At 41.4% G+C, this 20,410-nt stretch carries 18 protein-coding genes; 10 read left to right on the forward strand and 8 right to left on the reverse strand.

All coding sequences use genetic code 11. The features are described 5' to 3' along the window. Positions 1-11: 11 nt before the first annotated feature. Positions 12-827, reverse strand: coding sequence for a sulfotransferase family protein (locus GCHA_RS13430; RefSeq protein WP_007989072.1), 816 nt, complete (start codon positions 825-827; stop codon positions 12-14). Positions 828-959: 132 nt separating this feature from the next. Beyond that, the gene (locus tag GCHA_RS13435) at positions 960-1,886 is read right to left on the reverse strand and encodes a glycosyltransferase family 2 protein (protein WP_007989073.1); all 927 of its coding nucleotides are present in this window, start codon (positions 1,884-1,886) and stop codon (positions 960-962) included. A gap of 400 nt (positions 1,887-2,286) precedes the next feature. On the opposite strand from GCHA_RS13435, the gene GCHA_RS13440 reads away from it, so the two are divergent. Genes GCHA_RS13440 through GCHA_RS13450 form a run of 3 tightly spaced genes read left to right on the forward strand, consistent with a single transcriptional unit; the run spans position 2,287 to position 5,268 of the window. Continuing rightward, positions 2,287-3,528: a TIGR03087 family PEP-CTERM/XrtA system glycosyltransferase gene (locus GCHA_RS13440; RefSeq protein WP_007989075.1), complete on the forward strand. Its 1,242-nt coding sequence runs from the start codon at positions 2,287-2,289 to the stop codon at positions 3,526-3,528. Then, positions 3,525-4,106 (forward strand): acyltransferase, encoded by a 582-nt coding sequence (locus GCHA_RS13445; protein ID WP_007989077.1) that lies wholly within the window; start codon positions 3,525-3,527, stop codon positions 4,104-4,106. Before GCHA_RS13440 ends, GCHA_RS13445 begins: the two co-directional genes overlap by 4 nt. Before the next feature lie 28 nt (positions 4,107-4,134). After that, positions 4,135-5,268, forward strand: a complete 1,134-nt coding sequence (locus GCHA_RS13450; protein ID WP_007989079.1) for a right-handed parallel beta-helix repeat-containing protein — start codon at positions 4,135-4,137, stop codon at positions 5,266-5,268. A gap of 35 nt (positions 5,269-5,303) precedes the next feature. Here the strand turns inward: GCHA_RS13450 and GCHA_RS13455 are convergent, their stop codons facing one another. The 5 genes from GCHA_RS13455 to GCHA_RS13475 are packed head-to-tail and all read right to left on the reverse strand — an operon-like array spanning position 5,304 to position 11,024. Next, complete coding sequence (locus GCHA_RS13455) at positions 5,304-6,320, reverse strand: acyltransferase family protein (RefSeq protein ID WP_007989081.1); 1,017 nt, start codon at positions 6,318-6,320, stop codon at positions 5,304-5,306. 17 nt (positions 6,321-6,337) lie between these two features. Next, the gene (locus tag GCHA_RS13460) at positions 6,338-7,237 is read right to left on the reverse strand and encodes an FkbM family methyltransferase (RefSeq protein WP_007989083.1); all 900 of its coding nucleotides are present in this window, start codon (positions 7,235-7,237) and stop codon (positions 6,338-6,340) included. Between the two features lie 11 nt (positions 7,238-7,248). After that, complete coding sequence (gene xrtA / locus GCHA_RS13465) at positions 7,249-8,742, reverse strand: exosortase A (RefSeq protein WP_007989085.1); 1,494 nt, start codon at positions 8,740-8,742, stop codon at positions 7,249-7,251. 21 nt (positions 8,743-8,763) lie between these two features. Continuing rightward, a complete protein-coding gene (locus tag GCHA_RS13470; protein WP_007989086.1) occupies positions 8,764-9,609 on the reverse strand; it encodes an XrtA system polysaccharide deacetylase in 846 nt (281 codons plus the stop codon). Between the two features lie 2 nt (positions 9,610-9,611). Further along, positions 9,612-11,024, reverse strand: a complete 1,413-nt coding sequence (locus tag GCHA_RS13475) for a TIGR03013 family XrtA/PEP-CTERM system glycosyltransferase (protein WP_007989088.1) — start codon at positions 11,022-11,024, stop codon at positions 9,612-9,614. Between the two features lie 171 nt (positions 11,025-11,195). Between GCHA_RS13475 and GCHA_RS13480 the strand changes: the two genes are divergently transcribed. The 4 genes from GCHA_RS13480 to GCHA_RS13495 are packed head-to-tail and all read left to right on the forward strand — an operon-like array spanning position 11,196 to position 15,950. Then, on the forward strand, positions 11,196-11,831 hold the full coding sequence (locus GCHA_RS13480) for an XrtA/PEP-CTERM system exopolysaccharide export protein (RefSeq protein ID WP_007989091.1): 636 nt from the start codon (positions 11,196-11,198) through the stop codon (positions 11,829-11,831). Positions 11,832-11,860: 29 nt separating this feature from the next. Beyond that, entirely contained in the window at positions 11,861-13,444 is a 1,584-nt protein-coding gene (locus GCHA_RS13485; protein WP_007989093.1) for an XrtA system polysaccharide chain length determinant, read from the forward strand. Continuing rightward, positions 13,441-14,340, forward strand: a complete 900-nt coding sequence (locus GCHA_RS13490; RefSeq protein ID WP_007989095.1) for an XrtA-associated tyrosine autokinase — start codon at positions 13,441-13,443, stop codon at positions 14,338-14,340. Before GCHA_RS13485 ends, GCHA_RS13490 begins: the two co-directional genes overlap by 4 nt. Beyond that, a complete protein-coding gene (locus GCHA_RS13495) occupies positions 14,340-15,950 on the forward strand; it encodes a porin family protein (RefSeq protein WP_007989097.1) in 1,611 nt (536 codons plus the stop codon). The genes GCHA_RS13490 and GCHA_RS13495 overlap by 1 nt, the downstream gene beginning before the upstream one ends. On the opposite strand, the gene GCHA_RS13500 is transcribed toward GCHA_RS13495, so the two are convergent. Continuing rightward, on the reverse strand, positions 15,951-17,711 hold the full coding sequence (locus GCHA_RS13500; RefSeq protein WP_007989099.1) for a monovalent cation:proton antiporter-2 (CPA2) family protein: 1,761 nt from the start codon (positions 17,709-17,711) through the stop codon (positions 15,951-15,953). A gap of 159 nt (positions 17,712-17,870) precedes the next feature. On the opposite strand from GCHA_RS13500, the gene GCHA_RS13505 reads away from it, so the two are divergent. The 3 genes from GCHA_RS13505 (at position 17,871) to GCHA_RS13515 (ending at position 19,858) form a co-directional block, all read left to right on the forward strand. Then, complete coding sequence (locus GCHA_RS13505; RefSeq protein WP_007989100.1) at positions 17,871-18,428, forward strand: hypothetical protein; 558 nt, start codon at positions 17,871-17,873, stop codon at positions 18,426-18,428. Positions 18,429-18,860: 432 nt separating this feature from the next. After that, positions 18,861-19,487, forward strand: coding sequence for a peptidylprolyl isomerase (locus GCHA_RS13510; RefSeq protein ID WP_007989102.1), 627 nt, complete (start codon positions 18,861-18,863; stop codon positions 19,485-19,487). Positions 19,488-19,678: 191 nt separating this feature from the next. Beyond that, positions 19,679-19,858, forward strand: a complete 180-nt coding sequence (locus GCHA_RS13515; RefSeq protein WP_007989104.1) for a DUF6435 family protein — start codon at positions 19,679-19,681, stop codon at positions 19,856-19,858. Positions 19,859-20,410: the final 552 nt, after the last annotated feature.

A 20,410-nucleotide genomic window follows, 5' to 3' on the forward strand; every position in this document is an offset into this window, starting at 1 on the left:
AAGATAACAAACTAACGCCAATGATTTAAGTTGATGTCTAATTGCTGTTCTATTAGTTTTATATCGTCATCGAATCGACCTCTAAGAGCGTCAGGAAAAGCAGATTTTCCTAGCTTGTCTGATTTTTTGTGCGCAACCTCTTTCACCCACTCGGCTATTGGGGATGCTTTAACTAATTCGATCACCCAAGTCAGCTTCCATTTGGCTAATCGCGCTTGCAGATCAGGCAAAACAACTCTATTGATCCGTTTATTCAAAGTACTTGGCATAAAATTAGGATCTACTTGCAAAAATGTAAAAACTCTTTTTAGGAAAGTATCCGGTGACTGAGATAACTCATCATAGAATAAAACTAGCACCTGAGACCTATCGAACAATGAATATAGCCGCTGTAAATGCTTGCCCTGCATACTCAAATCCGTAACAAACTCCTTATTTGCTATCACTTCCTCAAAGCTCATCCCAGAAAACTGACCTTGCGAATAAAGTTGATACTGAGAAAATGCGCGTTCCGCCGGCTGCCGTAGGATATAAATAATTTTCACATCAGGAATGTCTCGCTTTATACGCTCAAGAGCTTGAGGTTCTTGATAATAATTGGGTGTTAGTTCTCCCCAAGTTTTAGTCGGTCCTCGCTGTGCTAGTGTAAAGCGCTTTGTATAGCTCGCTAATCCAGTATCGTAGAAGCGATCAAAAAAGTGCAGCTCCTTCTCTGCAGGTACAAATACCTCAGGGTGCTCATCTAAACAGTTATGTAGCCACGTTGTACCTGCGCGCTGTGAGCCTATACAGATAAAATTGGGCAAGTCTTGGTCCTTTAAATTCATTTATCCTTCTCTTTCGGTCTGTGATCCACTTCAAATAAAGCTGAAGCGAAATATTAAACTAATTTTGCGCTGACACCTAAAAACCCTGTTTCGTGTTTTAAATGACGTCTCGCTAGAATAATTCCCTCCAATCTAAGACTTCTGAAACCGCGCATTCATCATTCTGAGTCTATCTTTGATTGAGAGTTTGATATTGCTTTCCTTGGCATAGCTAACAGACTCTCGATGCTCTCCTTGCCAATAGAGGTGTCTGAATGCTTGGATTTTAGATTGGTTAATAGTTGCTACTGTCCGAGACAGATATCTATCAGGTACAATACCTTTTGCCACTATATCCTCAAGAATCAAAGCTTTGCCTTTCAAATTAGCAACGAAATTATCAGACATGTTTTTTCCGTGACGACGTAATTTAACCGTTTTTTGACTTGTGCATGCCCCCTGCGTTGCTAGTAATATGCGCCTTGTAAAATCAGAATCCTCTGAATTCATTCGACTGTATTTATCATCTATCCCTCCAGCCTTGAAATAGGCCTGTTTAGTAAACGCCCAAGCGGATGGGAAAGAAGGATTAAATGTTAGAAAGTCTAAAAATGCATCTTCCGTTAGCAATATTTTATCCATATCAACACATTGGGAAACACCTTCCCACCATCCAGATGGCGCTGTAGCAAAGTGATCGTAATTTGCTATTGCTCTGTCGCCAAATTGCGTGTGATTGGAAAAAACATATTCTGCTTTTGGAAATGACTTAATCGTATTAGATAACGATTCTAAATGCGTTGGTAACCAAATATCATCGTCGTCATTGCATGCGATCCATTTATTCTGACAGTACTCAACCGCTACTTTACGCGATGTCCCGCAGCCTACATTCGCTATTTTTTTGTACACAATCCGATCTGAGTATGGTTCTAGGACAGCCTCTGTATTGTCGAATGAGCCATCGTCTACCACAATGACTTCTTGCGGTGCTAATGTTTGATTTAAAACGCTTTCAACTGTTTCAACAATAAATTCTTCTCTATTGTATGAGTGTATTGCGACAGAAAAATCGATCATTTTTCCTTTAATCCTTAACCTTATCAGAGTAGTTTATCTACTTGGAATCCTTAGAAAGCACTGAGTTCTACTTTCTACTGGTTCATAATATTTTACTTAAACAGCGATTATCTACAGGAATTCATTAAATCGAACTCAGTACAAAATCAAACAACAACTTGTGCCCTTCAAATTGCCATCTTAAGTGGTTCGATAACGTAATACCAGAAACAGTTGATACTCTAAAAGCGATCTTTGTTTCTGCTTAGTCAATAAATTAAACTTTTTTCGCGATTATTAAAATAAAGGCAATTTTAAGGGAGTTTTGCAAACTTGAATTGTACTTTAATATGCTGAACACTCCGGTTAATATACGTCTAATCTACTGTTTTTCCGCCATTTTACGAATCGGAACTCTATTTTGAAAATACTATATTTGTCCCATCGCGTACCTTTTCCGCCGAATAAAGGCGAGAAAATTAGGACCTTTCATCAAATTGAGTATTTGCTGCAAAAGGGCCACGAAGTAACCGTGATTTCTCCCTATGAAGAAAGCGCTGAGGTGCCCTACTTCACTGAATTAAAGGCTCAATACGGTGTTAACGTCCACAGCTTCAGGCTCCCACCAAAGCTTCTCCGCCTTATGTCGGGTTTTGTGCAAGGAAAGGCGTTGAGCGTCGCTAATTTTTCCAGTGCAGATCTACAAAAAGGCTTAGATAAACTGCTGGACGAACACGAATTTAGTGCCTTAGTGTGCACAGCATCGAGCATGGCTGAGTATGTTTTTAATAGCCAAGCTAAAGTAATTAGGGATAGAAAATTGAGACTTTTCATGGATTTTATGGATTTAGATTCTGATAAATGGCGGCAATATGCTCAGCGCTCTTCTCTGCCTATGAAACTGTTGTACACCCGCGAAAGAAATCTCATTTCAACATTGGAGCTACAGGTTGCAGCTCACTTCAATACTTGCTTTTTCATAACAGAGACTGAAGTCGCATTATTTAAGGAAGGAGCACCAGAACTAGGAGATATTTGCGCAATTGAAAATGGTATTGATATAGTTGGATTTTGCCCCCCTGATGCTCCTCGTTTTCGTGAAAGCCCGATATTATTGTTCACGGGTGTAATGAATTATTCCCCTAATGTAGATGCTGTCCTTTGGTTCGTGGAAAATGTTTGGAAAGATATTGTGCATATATGGCCCAGTGCTGAATTTATTATTGCCGGCATGGACCCAACTGATAAAATAATAGCATTGGGAAATATGAGAGGGATAACCGTAACAGGATTCGTGGACGATATTAAACCGTATTTTAACAGAGCAAATGTGTTCGTTGCGCCTTTTAGAATAGCAAGGGGAGTGCAAAATAAAGTACTTCAAGCCTTTGCCTGTGGCCTACCTGTTATATCTACTCCTATGGGGGCTGAAGGGATACGTTGTTCTGATAATCAAAGTATTCTATTGGCAGAAAAAAGTAGCGATTTTATACTACAGCTCGAAAAATTATTTCAACTTCCTGATCATTACACCCGTATTGCTAATAATGCGCTGCAATTAATTCAACAACACTATACTTGGGAAAGTATATTGCACCCTTTTGAAAAAAAGCTTTCAATGAATCAAGCCGATTCCTTCTCACCGAGCCAAACCGACAAATGAAAACATTCTTAAAATGGGCAGCAGGAATAGTCTGCAAGCTTCTTGTTGCCCCGATATACCTGTCCTACCGCTTGACTTGCACTATCATGAATAATGACCGTGTTTTTTCAAGTTACTCGCACTTTTTTAGTCTTTTACCCGGTTTCGTTGGCAACCAAATACGACTCGCCTTTTATAAACTATCGCTCGCCAGCTGCGGTCATGATGTCGTATTTTCTTTCTCCGCATTATTCTCTCAATCAGACATCGAGATAGGCTCTGGTGTATACATAGGGCCGCAGTGTAATATTGGTACCTGCACAATTGGAGTGGACACCTTGATAGGCAGTGCTGTGCACATATTAAGCGGTAAAGGCCAGCACAATTTTGATGACCTAACACGTCCCATAAAAAATCAAGGAGGCGTCTTTTCCAAGATTTCTATTGGAAAGGATTGTTGGATTGGAAATGGTGCGCTCGTTATGGCAAATGTGGGCAACAAGGCCATCGTCGCAGCAGGCTCAGTGGTCATAGAGGATGTACCTGATTTTGCTATTGTTGCTGGAAATCCTGCGAAAGTAATTAAGATGCGTAACTAACGCGCAATACAAGTAAAGGTTCATTACCATGCCATCCATGACTCGCTTCAGTATCAGAGAATTTACGTTGAATAAGGTCAGGCATCATTTTTGCCTATTTTTACTTATTTTAAGCATTTCAACCGTTACATTCAGCCAAAATAGTAGTGTAGACACGGAGTTATCTACGATCGAAGTATCGGATGTTACATCTCTGTACAACGCATTGAATTTGGCTAATAAAAATGGAAAAACCAAAATATTACTCGCCCCGGGCAATTATCAGCTGAGCAAGCCGCTGTTCATATCAGCCGCACACATCAGACTAATAGGCGATCCATCGAACCCTACTAGTACTCGAATAACAGGCCTAGGCATGCGTAGCCGGGGTCAAGTAGAGAATATCATCACCGTTCACGCAAAATATTTTACACTCGACGGTATCGCCTTAGCTGAGGCGGGCAATCATCTTATCCAAATTTCTGGAGAACGCGATGCTGACTTCCCTACCCTCAAAAATTGTATTCTGCAAGACAGTTATCAACAATTAGTTAAGGTTTCATCCGGTGGAAAATCAAAAAATAGCAGCGACTACGGTGTGGTCGAAAATTGTGAATTTGCTTACACCAAAGGGATCGGCCCAAATTATTACATAGGTGGGATCGACGCACATGGTTCGCGCGGCTGGATGGTCACGCACAACCGTTTTAAAGATATTGCCAGCCCAGATAAACGCGTCGCAGAGTTTGCTGTCCATTTTTGGAATGGAGCAAGCAATAATACTGTACAAAACAATATAATTATTAACTGCGACCGTGGGATCGGCTTCGGTCTTAAGGGTAAACCAGCGTCCGGCGGGGCCATCATTGAGAATCTAATTATCCACTATGATAAAAATGACCCCAACGCAGATGTGGGAATTTCACTAGAGGAATCACCAGATACTCAGATTCTAGATAACAGAATATACCTCGAGCACGGCTACCCCAACGCGATAGAATATCGCTTTGCTGATACGCAAAATATTGTGATAGCAGACAATATTACCAACAAGCCTGTGCGCAAGCGAAATGGTGCACAAGCGATGCTGATAAACAATACAAGGGTTAAAAATTTAAAAGAAATGCTTAGCAAAGAAGAACGACGTCAGTTCGATGTTTTATCTTGGTCCGAAAATCAGTGACCCCTGACATGGAACAAGAGAAAAATTTAGTGAAGCTAGCCTTGTCTAATGCGGGCTCTTATCCTCTCAATGCTCTCATTAACGTATATATTAACCAATACGGATATAATAACAGTAATGAGGAGTCCCAAAGTAAATACAAGAGCGCCTTTACTCATATCCTCTGTGATTAACCACGAAGCCAAGGCCGCTCCTGACCAATGAAATAAATAAATGGGAAATGATAAATCCCCAAGAACTCTATCAACCTTTTTACTAAAAAAACGAGAACCCTGCTCAAACAACAACACGGTCATTAAGGTGCTAAGCCCTAAATTTAGCCAACTTCCAATAAGACTTACGAACCAAGCTTTGTCAGCTATCAGAACTTGACACAGCACCACAATCGCAATATTTCCTATGTAAAGGCATACGATCAAGGGCATACCAATTTTATAAACTACGCTGGTGACCCATTTTCGGTAATGATAGACCCAAGCTCCTAATGAAAACGGCAAGGCGGCCTGCAGTACATTTCCATATCCTGTTGAAAATGAACCTGTCTGAAACATATTTCCCCCAACCCAACACATACTAGCGAATAGCCAGATCAAAGTAATCATACGAGTTCTGGATATACCCAATCCAATCAATACATAGAACAAAATTTCAATACTCAAGGCCCAAGTAGCGGGAGAAATACGCACTGGATAAGTCACAGGCTCAAATGCAGGATAGATCATAGTGACGTTTGCTATCGCGCTTGCAAAGTCATTAGGTAAAATCATTTTAGCGTGAAATACGCCTGAGACCTCATTTCCAATCAATAATATTATGCAGATACCTAATAGCAAGAGGCACCAGTAGACAGGATAAAGACGAAGAAATCTGTTTAAAGCATAGCGCTTAAAACCATCTAATGAATACCCATAGGACTCATTCATTATCATGGTCATCAAGAAGCCGCTGAGCACAAAGAAGCTATAAACCGCGTATGGACCAATAGAAGCGACGTCTAGTACGTGATATATCACCACATTAACCGCTAATATAAACCGATACACCCCGAACATAGCTTTTCCTTTGTTATCTATTGTTGCTCAACTGGAATCGAAATACCGATCACATCGTATTGTTTCATTTCGTACTGCTTGAAAAACGCTGTCGTTCTATCGACCTTTTTATCTTTGGAGACGATAGGTACATACCAATCGAACCCTCGTAATGCTTCAGCTTGGCGAAACAATTCTTCGGGCGTAATGTTCGTTTTAACGAGCACGTCAGGGTGAATTTCAAGCAGCAAAATGACTGAATCTACACTGGTTAATAACTGAGCCGCACCGGCCAGCACTTGTTGTTCTTGCCCTTCGACATCAATTTTAACGACCACCCGGGAACATAATTTCACCTGGGGATTCAATCTAAACCAACTATCTAAACTGACGACATCGACAGCTCCCGAATCAGCTCTGATTATCTGGCCTTCATGGTCGTTAGCACGGCTCATATCAGCTTCAAGGTCAGCCTTACCGTTAAAGTCAGACACCGCTGAATTTAGCGCCATTACATCGAGCGCAAATTGAGAAAAATTATGCTCGAGTACAATGAAAGAGTTTGGGTTTGGTTCAAATGCAATAATGTTACTTAAGTTCGTGCAGCGAGATGCAACTAAAGACGAGACTGTGCCGATATCGGCCCCTAAATCTAAAAGAGTAAAAGGCTTTTCTAAGTCACTCAGTAAATCGCAGAAGGGTATAAACTCTTCTAAGTAGTAATTATTAGGCCCACCTTCCAACCAAAAACACAATTCGGCCAATGGGACAGAAAAGAAACGTTCTTTGACTTTATAACGGATCAGTTTTTGCGGAAAATTAGCACTCATCCATAGATAAAAATGATGCTTTCCGCGCCATTCATGAGTTTGCGCCCAAACCAAGCAACGATTAACAAGAGGATTAAAGTACCGCTTAGCAAAATTGAAAGATTGCATATTATTACTAGTTACGGAAATATTTGATTGATAGCGCTAAACTTGCTGCTCATCATTCTACTGAACCATGCCTTATCTGTGTTTAACGTACTATATTCAATTTCTGCTGAGACCATAACAAGACCACTTCCATAATGTTGCCCTAACATTATTTGATAAATTTCATATAACTTTGCATGATTTTTATTAGAAAATATCTCACCATCAACGAAATACCAATACCCAAGCAAGCGTACACCGCGCGCATTAACTATTTGCTCAACGTTAATCTCTGTCTTTGTGTTCATAGGGACTGAATAGACCGACTCTAATGTCCAAAAGTCTTCCAAATACATACGGTTAGCAAAGCTCACCAATTCTCCGCGTCCTTTAGGGTACCAAACCGCATGCATATCAACCGCCTTGCTTTCGAACATGAATCGAGAAGCATTTTTGTCAAAATAATCGACAAACTCAGGCGACCAGTTAGCTGTTACTTTTTCCCCCGTAAAAGGCAGTGCTTTGAGACGCTCAGGTGAGGTTCCTGCCACTAATTGGCTTTGAATAAGTTGGTACCAGAATAGGAAAAACAACATAGCAACCGATATTGTCACACTTGCCTTTATATAAACTTGATTAGAGGGTGCGAAGGGGATTGCAAGTGGTGTTTCTGATTTCAGATCAGAAGACTTTTCTCTTATTAACTCGCCCAGCCCTATTAAGCATATGATCACCAAACTAAAAAACACCCATCCATAGATAAGGTGATCAGCGCCGACAGCATGTTCCATATTCGTTAAATGGCCTGTTAAAATGATGCCGAAAACACGAATAGCATTTGCAATAATGGGAAATATAATCGCGATAATGACGAAAGAGATTCGTCGAATGCGCGACTGCATATTCATATAGGCATACAACGAACCAATCACAATCGAAGCAATAAAAAAGCTGATACCTGAGCATGCTTCTGCAACTAGAAACCGTCCCTCCGGGATCTCTATGTATAAACCACTGCGATAGATTGGCACATTGACCCACTGCAACATCATGACAGACAGATCTGCTGTAACAGCTTGCAACGTAGGAATTAACTCTTCACCAACCGGAATACAAAAAACGATAAAGAATAATGGGAATAGGATTCTTTTAGCTTGCTCGTTTCCTAATAGAAACCAAATGCTAAAGGGTAAGAAGGTAAATGTAGCAATATGCATGAAAAGCTGAACACCACCAGAAAGCCCAACACCATAAAGCCCTAAGCTACCAAAGCATAAAATTAAAACCCAGTAATTGGGTTTAATCGCAGAGAGCGAGAGTTGCTCTTTTTTACAATAAATAAAATAAATGCTGGCGGGGATAACAAATAAACAGTGATTAAAAATATCTGAAATAATCCAGATATCGATTGCAGTGACAATACCTTGCCAAAATGTCAACACCCAAAACGTGACAACAACTAGCAGTGCTATAATCCCTCTTGTTGAATGACGTTCTTCAGGGGCATGCATACTTCCATCATTCATTGGAAAGACTCCGTCCTATTCCTAGCTAGTTTTATCAATATTATAAACACTCTTCATGGTGTCCCATGAAAAATCATTAAGTAAACGCTCCAGTTTTCCCTGCGTTTTATTTAAATTCACGTAGTGTCGGAATTTGGATTTAAGAGGAGCATTGACCATACGAGGTTGGTCAGCATCAATCTCCCACGGATGAAAATAAAAAGAATAGGGCTGCTTTTCTTTTTTAAGATAACCACTAATCAAAGATTTCGTTAATGTATAAGGATACAAGCGAAAGTAGCCTCCTCCGCCAATTGGAGTTTGGCGTCCCATCACTTTATGCGTAGGTATCGGAATCTCTATGATCCCTTCTTTTCGCATATAAGCAAACCGTGGCCAATCTGGCGTGCCATATAAATCATGCTTCACTGGATAAGTACTTGAACTGTATTGAAAGCCTAACTCTGCCAATACTTCAAATGCCCATTCATTATCATAACCAATTGAAAAACTGGGTGCGCGGTAACCTGTTAACGCCTCGCCAAGTAAATCTTCAAGATGATTTTTAGAGCGAGTCACGTCAGCGGTGAATTCTTCTCTAGTTTGCTCGGTTGCTCGCCTGTGAGCGTACCCATGGCTGGCAACTTCGTGTCCCTGAGCATGTATCTCTTTAATCAATTCGGGATAGCGTTCAGCAACCCAGCCGAGGACAAAAAACGTTGATTTGACTTTGTGCTTGGCAAACATGTCAAGCAAGGTACGCGTATTCTTGTCAACCCTGGGCTGATAGTCCTTCCATTGCTCTGGCGAAATGACCGACTCAAAGGCTGAAACATGAAAGAAATCTTCTACATCGACTGTCATAGCATTTAATACGCTATCCGACATGGTTATCTCCCTTTACCGAATAGCACGACTTCAACGGTACGGATTAAAATAAGAATATCGAGCATTAAACTTTGATGTTTAACGTAATACAAATCAAATTTTAACTTTTCCATTGAATCCTCAACACTGGCGCCATATGGGTAGTTTAACTGCGCCCAACCTGCCAAGCCCGGCTTCACATTATGCCTTTGATTATAATAAGGAATTTCACGAATAAGCTGCTCGACAAACTGCGGGCGTTCTGGTCGCGGTCCGATAAAAGACATTTCACCACGAAAGACATTTAATAATTGGGGCAATTCGTCAATTCGGTACTTACGTATAAACTGGCCGACTTTCGTCACGCGATCATCATTCGTTGTCGCCCATTTGGCACCGTCTTTTTCTGCATCTGGACGCATACTTCTGAACTTTATAATGTTAAACAACTTTCCATTCAAACCAACTCGCTCTTGTTTATAAAAAACAGAAGCTTTGATCCCATTATTATCTTCAAAATAAATAATCAGTGCAGTAAGCAGCATAAATGGCCAAGTAAACATCAATACGACGAAAGCTAAAAGGCTATTCATTCCGTAATCGAGTGCATCTCGCAGGTAGTTTTGCGAATTAAAACCGTTGGAGTAAATAACCCAGCTAGGGTACATGAGATTAACCACAATCTGCCCGGTTTCGCGCTCCATGAAATCAAGCAAATCGGTGACTTCAACACCGCGAAGACGGCAATCAAAAAGTATTTCGACCGGTAGCGTTCCACGCCTTTGGTCACATGCGATAACGACTTCGTCAATATCATTGTCCGTAATAAAATTGCGAAAATTTTCATCAACTTTAACGTGAACTAATTTCTCGTTTTGAATTCCTTCTTCACGGTTGTCGCCAGGAATAGGGATAAAACCTAAGAGCTCAAAGCCGAAGCGGTCTACCTCACGGCGCATACGCTTTTCAATAATCGACGCTCGTTCACCAGCTCCAATAACAACAATTTTAGTTTGGCCTAAGCCCAGAAGACCAAGCCGATTGATGAAATAGCGAAAGATAACTAAGGCAACGATGCACAAACCCGCTGCGATTGGCAGGAAGTACTGATGTAAATCGATATACCCTAGAACCGTGTTCCCCAAGATTTCCATAACGAAATACCCGAGAGCAACACTGACGAAAATTCGACGAATAATCCCGCGAAATGTCTCACGTAGCTTCGATTCGTAGAGCCCGACAGAAAGTGCCGAAACAATCACTAAAAACGTAAATAAACCAATGTAAAGTGATACATCTCCTACTTGCGGTGTAGATGACCCAGTGATTTCACTTACAATCCCCAAGGTTAAATACAAAATATACGCGACTACTGATGCTTCTAAAATCATCAGTATGTTAGAACGTCTTACTTCCTTTCGATTAACAAAACTCATTAATCTCTTTCCTCTATTCGTAACGACTTAATCATTTACTATTCTCAAATATAAATCAGTATCTGAGTCCGATTAACTTTTTATTATTGTTCATTATTTTATGTTTTGAAATAAGTCTAAATCTTGTTACATTGATGATCGATGAGTTCAACACACGGAGCTACAATTTACATGAAGACTAACAAAATAGCATTCTTCAATTTAGTATTTTTATCAATTCTAACCCTGGCAGGATGCTCAAGCAGTAATAGTAGCCTTCCTAATGCGTCAACCTACCCCTCTTTGACTACTTCTGTAGATAATTATCAGTATCTAATCGGTCCTGGCGATACATTATCAATATTTGTATGGCGTAACCCCGATATCTCTGGCAGTTTTATTGTTCGACCAGACGGTAAAGTCACTACTTCACTTGTAGAAGACATTGAGGTTACCGGAAAAACGCCCTTCGTACTTGCCCGAGAATTGGAAGAATCTTTGGGTAAATTTATTAACAGTCCTCGCGTTACTGTCAGTGTCACTCGTTTTGCTGGTCCATTAAGTGAGCAAGTGCGAGTTATTGGGGAAGCCACAAACCCCAGTGCAATTAATTATACTCAGCAAATGACATTACTGGATTTAATGATTTCAGTGGGTGGTCTGACAGAATATGCAGCTGGTGATAATGCCAAGTTAATTCGTACTGTTAACGGCAAGCAGCAAACTTTTGGTATTAATATCGATTCGCTGATACGCGACGGCGACATTGCACAGAATATAGATATATTACCCGGTGACATCATTATTATCCCTGAAGCTTGGTTCTAGGCAACATTTAGAAGGATACGGACATTTAGATGCAAGATTTACACAAAACGATCGAGCTGCTGCTTGATTATATTAGGGGCGTTTGGGTAAAAAAACGTTACATCATGATTTGTTCATGGCTTATTTGCCCCTTAGGTTTTGCCTATGTGGTATCTATGCCTGACACCTATGAGTCCCAAGCTCGCGTGTATGTAGATACACGTTCTGTTTTACAGCCTTTGCTACGTGGTTTAGCTGTTCAAACGAATCCCCAGCAAGAGATTTCTATGATGGTTAAGACTCTGTTGAGCAGACCTAACCTAGAAATAATTGCTCGAGAGTCTGATTTAGACATAACTGCGCTTACCCCTGGAGACTATGAAAAGGTTATAAGTGATCTAGATAGTAACTTACAGTTACGGGCTGTAGGTCGAGATAATTTATACACTATTTCTTATAGCAATAGCGATCCACAAATGTCGAAAACCGTCGTTCAGGAGACGCTAGATTTGTTCGTGGAGGGAGCACTTGGCAGCTCTAGAAAGGACTCAGATTCGGCGAGCCGATTCATTGAAGCGCAAATTTCCGAGTATGAGGCTAGGCTGACCAATGCCGAACAACGCGTTGCTGATTTCAAACGTAAGTATGCCACATTACTTCCGAATAAGGGTTCTTTCTATCAAAACTATACTCAGTTAAAAGAGCAAAAAGAGCAAACTGAACTCACAATAAAAGAAACTGAACAGCAGATCAAAGCATTAACTGGAGAAATAAACCAATCTAGTTCCCGTGTCGACGGTTTTGCTGTCAAGCCGTCCGATTCTAAGTCTTCTTTATCTACACGTTTCGATGCCAGAATTAGAAGTTTAGAAGAGCGTCTCGATGAATTAAAACTCAAATACACTGACCTGCACCCTGACGTGATTGAAGCTAATTCGTTACTAGAGTCACTTCAAGCATCTAGACAAGAGGAAATAGACGAATATTTAGCATCAGCCAATGCAGGAGAGAATGGAGGTGGAAGTTTAAATGCTCTATCCACAGAAATTAGGATTGAAATAAGCCGCTTACAAAGCAATATTGCTTCCTTGGAAGTGCGAAGGGACGATTTTGAGCAAAAAATTGAATCACTGCAACAAAAAATTGATTTGGTGCCTCAAGTAGAAGCTGAATATACTGCTTTAAATCGTGATTACGGAATCACTAAGCGAAAGTACGAAGAACTCCTATCCAGAAGAGAATCAGCAGATTTAGCTCAAAAAGCTGACGTATCATCTGAAGATGTCCAATTCAGAGTAATTGACCCTCCCCTTGCTCCATTGAGCCCAAGCGGGCCCAACCGTTTAATTGGTTATACTGCAGTTGTATTTATCGGTTTTGGAGCCGGTCTGGGCATCGCATTTTTAATCAGTCAAATTAACCCCATCCTTATCCGGGGTAGTCAGCTTACTACATTAACGTCTTATCCGGTTTTAGGCGTTGTTTCTCATCTAAATGTCAAAGGGATCCGCAAAGTTAATCGAGCTCGGATCTTGGTATTTGCGTTTTCTTCGGGTGTAATTTTAATTTTATACGGGACCTTGATGGCCACTGAAATAATGAACATCGATGTCATATCGAGGGTATTAGCATGAACACAATAGAGCGTGCTCTATCCAAACAGGAAAAAGATAAGAAGGCCAAATCTGATGATGTTAGTTCATCACAAGACTCAATGTCGAAAGACGAGGTTTTTGGCTCTAATCAGGTAGCTACTGCCAACACCGCTAAAGGTGCATCTAATGCATTGCCCCCCCCTGAGAGCATTGAAATCGATCTGTTCAAAATGGAAGAGAAGGGCTTTGTTTCAACCAGTGCCAAACGTCGACTAATTAATGAAGAATATCGCGCGATAAAACGCAAAATCCTTGATAACGCTTTTGGTCCATTGTCAAAATCATTGAATAACAGCAATATTATCATGGTCACCAGTTCTCGTCCGGGTGAGGGTAAAACATTTACCGCAGTTAATTTAGCTTTGAGCATTGCTCTCGAACAAGACAAAACCGTTTTACTCGTGGATGCTGATGTACTTCGCCCTAACGTTATGCGCACCCTAGAACTGCAAAACCAAGATGGACTAATGGAATATCTGCTCGGTGAAAAGTCTGATATTGCCGAAGTCATGTGCCAAACCAATGTACCAAATTTACGTATTATCCCAGCTGGTAAATCTCACCACCTTTCAACTGAATTACTAGCCAGTGAGAAAATGTATGAAGCAGTACAAGAGTTTGCAAATCGTTATCCGGATCGTGTCGTTATCGTAGATACGCCTCCGTTATTAGGCATTAATGAAACGGCAATCTTGGCTAACCTAGCCGGTCAAGCGATTGTCGTGGCAGAAGAACAGTCAACTAAAATCACGGACATACAAGAAGCAGTTGGCCATTTAAACCCTGACATGGCTATTGGTTTTGTAGTAAATAAAGCACAAAAGATTAGAAAAGATGGAACAGGTTACGGCTATTACTATGCAGGAGCAAATTAATGATGCGCACGACAGCGTTCTCCAAACCTAATAAACTTGTAATCGCTATTTCTGTTGCTTGTTGGTTCCCAGGTGGCTTGTACGCTGCCGACCTTAAATTTCTACCTTCTATATCGACCACTGGTTATGTATACGATACTAAAACGGGAAATGAGCCTAGCACAGGCACTGAAGCAGTGTCTGTTTCTCCTAAATTAGTTTCTTACTTTGCCGGAAAGCGTGCCAGCGGTTCTCTTGTACTTGAAAATACAACAGTTGAACAAAAAAGCAGTGAGCCGAATACGGACAAGAGCTTTACAGAACTTTCATACTCTTCAGGCATTAGCATAATCGAAGATGTCTTGTCTTTATCGTTGGCTGGAAGCCAAAATTATCGAGTTATTGATACCTCGCAAAGTTACATAAGTGACAAAGTTCTCAGTAGCGGTGCTCTAAGTAAAGTATCGAGCCATAATGCACAATTAAGCTTTGTCACTCCTAATCCGCGCTATATTGGTATGGCGGTTCAAAGTGGGTATTCAAAAACAAAGTCAAATGAAACCCTAGGCAGTTTAACCAACCTCAACAGCGAAGGTTACACTGCATCCGCACAGATATATCAAGGCCGTCGGCTGCAAAGCTTAAGTTTTCTACTCAGCTCTCAATTCAGTGACACTAAGCGTGAAAGCACGAGTGATCTGACGTCAACTTTAACGAGCGCCAACATTGGCTTCAAATTCACCGATGACTACTCATTGATTGTTACCGCGACCGACAGAAAATACGACATTGATGAGAATTCAATAACCACTGCAAATAGGCAGAACTTAGATACCACGTCCTACGGCGCGGGCATTCGTTGGCAACCATCGGATGACCGTTTTATCGATGTCACTTATAACAATTTGGACGAGGGTGATAATAATAGCAGATATGTAGGATTAAATACCCAATGGGCATTTTCGAAGCGCACTTTTTTGGGTTTTACCTATGATAAAAATTTTTATGGCGATGCTTACGACATGGACTTCGCTTATAAGTTAAAGTCATTTAAGACCCAAGCTAGCTACTCGGAAAGTGTGACGTCTTATTCAAGATTAAGCATTGTAGAAGGGACTAGTAGCTTATTTGTTTGTCCTATTGGCTCTACTGAGTTTGCTGAGTGTTTTCAACCGACATCAATAGAATATGTTTTACAAGCGGGTGAAGAATTCCGCAGCTTGAATAGTTTCACTACGGACATTACCGACGAAACCTTGTTTAGAAAAAGTGGCCAGATTAGCTTCGGTTTCAACAAACGTCGTCTCTCAGCCTCTTTAAACCTAAATTATAATAGAACTGAATATCTTGAATCAGCCAGAGAACAAGACAGTAGAGTCGCTACCTTGAATATTGCATATCAATTGGGCCGCCGTAATGATATCAGCCTTACAACGAGTTATTCGACCATAGATTACAGCGACACCGACCGACAAAATGACGTGTTGAACATCAGAGCTAGTTTCACAAGAGCGCTAAGTAGAGATATGAAACTTACTGTATCTGCACGCTATGTTGACCGAGAAACAGAAGACGACAGTCGAGATATCACCGATTCTCGTCTTACAGCAAGTCTCAATTACCGCTTTTAATTAACGATCAATCCCTTTTTCGTCTTTCTCAAACAGGGATTGTAGCTCTGACTTTCCTTGTTCATTAATATCAATCATTTGCTGTAAATTTAAGTTCTTCGTCGCACTGATATTGACCAGCTTATCATCATGTTTCGCAAACACCTCAACTGTGCGGGTCGCTCTATCCTCGTCAAACCCATACGCTTGAAGCAGCTTCTCTGCTGCTTTTAATCCTGCAGGAAATACCTCTCGTACATAAGTATTAATACCGGCCCTTGCATAATTAATCACACTCATTCGATTACGCGCCCTAGCTATAATCTTAATGTGCGGAAAATGATCACGCACTAAGTAGGCGATCTTCAGCGCTTCTTGTTCATTGTCTATGGCTATCAGCAACACCTTCACTTTGCTGATACCAGCTGTTCGTAATAAATCTAGGCGACTAGCATCGCCATAAAACACTTTACTACCGAACTTCTTCAAAAACTCTATTTGTTCAGGGTCTTTGTCCAGTGCAATAAACGGGATTTTATTCGCCGTTAAAATACGTGCTGATACCTGTCCAAATCGTCCAAGCCCCGCGATTAAGACTTTAGGCTCTTTTTCATCCGGCTCTGCGTCATATACCGCAGGGCAATTCTTACTGTTAAACCAAACACTGTGCAAAATAACTAATGGTGAGGTCAGCGCCATAGAGATGCCCACAATCAAAGTCACTTGCTGAGAAATCAAAGTTTCAATAACCCCAGTCACTTCTGCTTGAGACATCACTACAAAGGCGAATTCTCCACCTTGGGAAAGCATCAGCCCTATTCGCACGGCATCCGTGGTATTTTGCTTAGCTACTTTTAAGATAGCGAAGATTACTCCACCTTTAACCACGACCAAAAGCACGCTAGCCCCCAAAATGAACAAGGGTTCGGATACCAACAAAGCTAAATTTAAATTCATCCCGATAGCGATAAAAAACAGCCCTAAAAATAGTCCCTTAAAAGGAGCAATTTCCGTTTCAAGCTGGTGTTTAAAGCTTGAGTTGGCTAATAAAATTCCTGCAACAAATGCCCCCATCCCCATTGAAAGTCCGGCATCTTGCATGCCTAACGCTGTCGCTATAACTATAAGCAAGGCCGAGGCAGTCATTACTTCTGAATTGCCATAAAGTGAAATCAAGCTCAAAAATGGATTTATAAGAAAGCGGCCTATCACAAGCACAGCACACAAAGCTAATACGCTTACCCACCAAGCAGGTCCACTTGCTACATCACCTGGGGACAGGCTCGCTACGAGCAGTAATATGGGGATGACAGCGACATCTTGCATCAACAAAATAGAGAACCCCTGTTGCCCAGGAGGTGTTTTCAATACACGGTGTTCTTCCATTAACTGTACCGCAAATGCGGTCGATGACAGTGCAACAGACAAACCTACCACCAAAGCGGTGACAGGTGATAAGGAAAGAAGCAACAAGCACATAGCCCCAATAAACACTGTGCTAAATAGCAGTTGTGAGCCCCCTGTCAGCATAATTTTTTTACGCATGTCCCATAGTTGCTTTGGGTCAAGCTCGAGACCGATTATGAATAACAGAAAAACGACGCCCAATTCCGCTATGTGTAGAATAGTCTGCGGATCATTCACCCAATCCATAACCGACGGACCGATAACCACGCCTGCTACAAGATAGCCTAATATGGCCCCCAACTTTAATTTCCTAAAAATAGGAACGGCCACCACAGCTGCTACTAAAAATACTACCGCGGATCCCATTAAGCTCATCTGACTTTCCTAAAACACATATTAGGCATGATCATATCAGACCATACCTCGCGAACACATCAGCTTAGCTAAGCCTAGATAGTCAAAATAATTTACTTTTCACAAGCGCTGCTATACTTACCACGTTAACAAGTGGTTAATAAACAGTCGGAGAAACCAATGTTTAGACATTACTACATAACAGATGATTTAGAAGACCTAAAACAGGTTGAACAAGAACTATTAGATAGTGGGCTAACCGTCCCCCAGTTTCACGTTTTAAGCGAGAACGATGCTGCTCTTGAAAAGCACCACCTGCATGCTATTGAAGCGGTTTTGAAAAAAGACGTCGTGCACTCCACCCAGCGTGGTGCGATCATCGGCGTGGTTGGCGCACTACTTATACTAGTCGTCGCTTATTTCTTTGAGTGGTACACCACAGCAGTAGGTTGGATCCCATTCGGCTTCTGTGCAGTGGTTATTCTGGGCTTTTGCACCTGGGAAGGTGGCCTAATCGGAATACAAACCCCAAATTATCAGTTTAAACGCTTTCAGCAACTTCTTAATCAAGGAATGCACATATTCTTTGTTGACATAAACCCCGAGCAGCAATCGATTCTGCGAGACGTTGCGAGTAGCCATCCTAGTTTGCAATATGCAGGTTCAGGAGAAGCCACCCCAGGCTGGGTAGTCAGCGGCCAGAATAAATTCAGCCAAGTCATGAAGTCTATGCCATAACCTTGGTAAGGGTTTTATGGACGTTTGGTATAACCAAAGCCGTAAGTACGATACTCACTTCTCGTATTTATGGCTTTATTTTTACAAGGTCGCTGTACATTAGATATCGTTTCCATATCATTTATACCATTCCACTTTAATAATCTGAACACACATCAAGAGTGTAAAAGCCTTAGACAAGGCGCATGACTGGTTGGGGGCAATACACAAATAGTTATTCTCTTTCGAAGTCTTACAACTCAGTGTAAGCTCTTTTAACACCCGCCTGAAAGGTATGGCCCCAGCGACTTTTGCTCTGCGTTTTCACTATTTGAAAGGGCAACCATTACTGTATAGCGACGCCTTGTTCAAAAAACGCTAGACGCATTCTGAAGGGGCACTCATTCATGCGGATTGGTATTCGTTTACTCTTACTCTTTAAAAGGAATTTTCATGTACATACGTTTAGCGCATTTCTATTTAATATTGCTTATCTGCATTAGTCCAATAGCATTACAACAAGCCCAAGCGCAGACTAAGCAGGTAAACAAACAGGCTACAATTCAGACCTCGCTCGGCGTCATTGCTATCGAGCTATACTCGCAACAAGCCCCAGCCACGGTGAGCAATTTTATTGCCTATATCAAGGATGCCGCTTACAACGGAGGCGATTTTTACCGTGTTGTAGGGCCAGACAATGATCAAGGCACGCCACAAATATCAGTGATTCAAGGTCGAACAAATTTACACCACAAAGATTTCCCCCCCATTTCGCTCGAAACAACAAAGTACACATCCCTCAAGCACCAAGATGGAACTTTATCAATGGCACGAGGCGGCCCAAATACTGCGACTCAAGAGTTTTTCATTTGTGTTGGTGACCAACCAGCGCTCGATTTCGGTGGTAAACGCAATCCCGATGGTCTCGGTTTTGCCGCTTTTGGAAGAGTGATTTCAGGAATGGATATTGTTAGAAAAATACAGCGTAATAGGCAGACCAAAGCCGTGGAAGATCCTTATATAAAAAACCAGATATTAGCTCAGCCCATCGAAATACAATCCATAATATTGAGTAAATAATAAGGCAACCTCCCTGATGCTTCACGTTTAGCATACAAAAATAAGAACACTGTATAACCTAAACCGATAAGCGCTCGCGCGGATATGTATATGCTGTTCTCAAACGTAAGCGAATTTGATCTTAAATGCGGCTAAAAGAGTAAAACCTTGATATTCGGATAACCATTTCGGCACAAGCAAAAGGATAATGTATGTTTGATTTCTTAAAATCGTCTCCCGTAAAAAAGCTCAAGAAACAATATAACCAAAAACTTGAAGACGCTATGTTAGCGCAAAGAAAGGGCGATATTCGGGCCTACGCGACATTAACAGCTGAAGCTGAAGCACTGTGGAGCGAAATCGAAACGCTTGAAAAAAACGAAAGGCGCTGAAGAACCTGAACTCCAACCGGACACTTATTTTTGGAGCCTGTAATTAATTTTGTGGTGCGACACGAAGTTGCTCCTGTGATTATTTAATCCAATGGATTGGATGTTAAACCTACTGTCTCACCAGTAGTTCCCTACTCAGCTGTGCGTTGACGGTAACATTGAGGTGCAACCTGTAAAGGTAGCTCCGAAACTGCTAGCCGCAAGCGGTGAAGGCGCTAAGGATGTTGGTAAGGTCAGCAAATGCAAATCTCGAAAAGCATCGCAACTGTTAAGAAGCTAAAGCGGCTGACAAGCTTCAACCAAATGGTAAGCGATCAAGAATACCCTTTCACAGATGGGATATCCTGAGTATACGCATCGCCGGTGTAAAAGAGAGACCTAACCCATCGAGTCACAGGAACGAAACGTGGAAACCCCGTATAGCTCCGAAAGGTAGTTTGGCCGCAAGGGTAAATAATGGTTATGCGGGAATGGGAGGCCGGAAAAAGCCAATGGTTGTCGGATCCGTACAAGAGTTATTAAAGAAAGCCCCCTAATTCCAACCCCGGTAAA

This window comes from Paraglaciecola chathamensis S18K6 (genome assembly GCA_000314955.1).
Taxonomy (GTDB): Bacteria; Pseudomonadota; Gammaproteobacteria; order Enterobacterales; family Alteromonadaceae; genus Paraglaciecola; species Paraglaciecola chathamensis.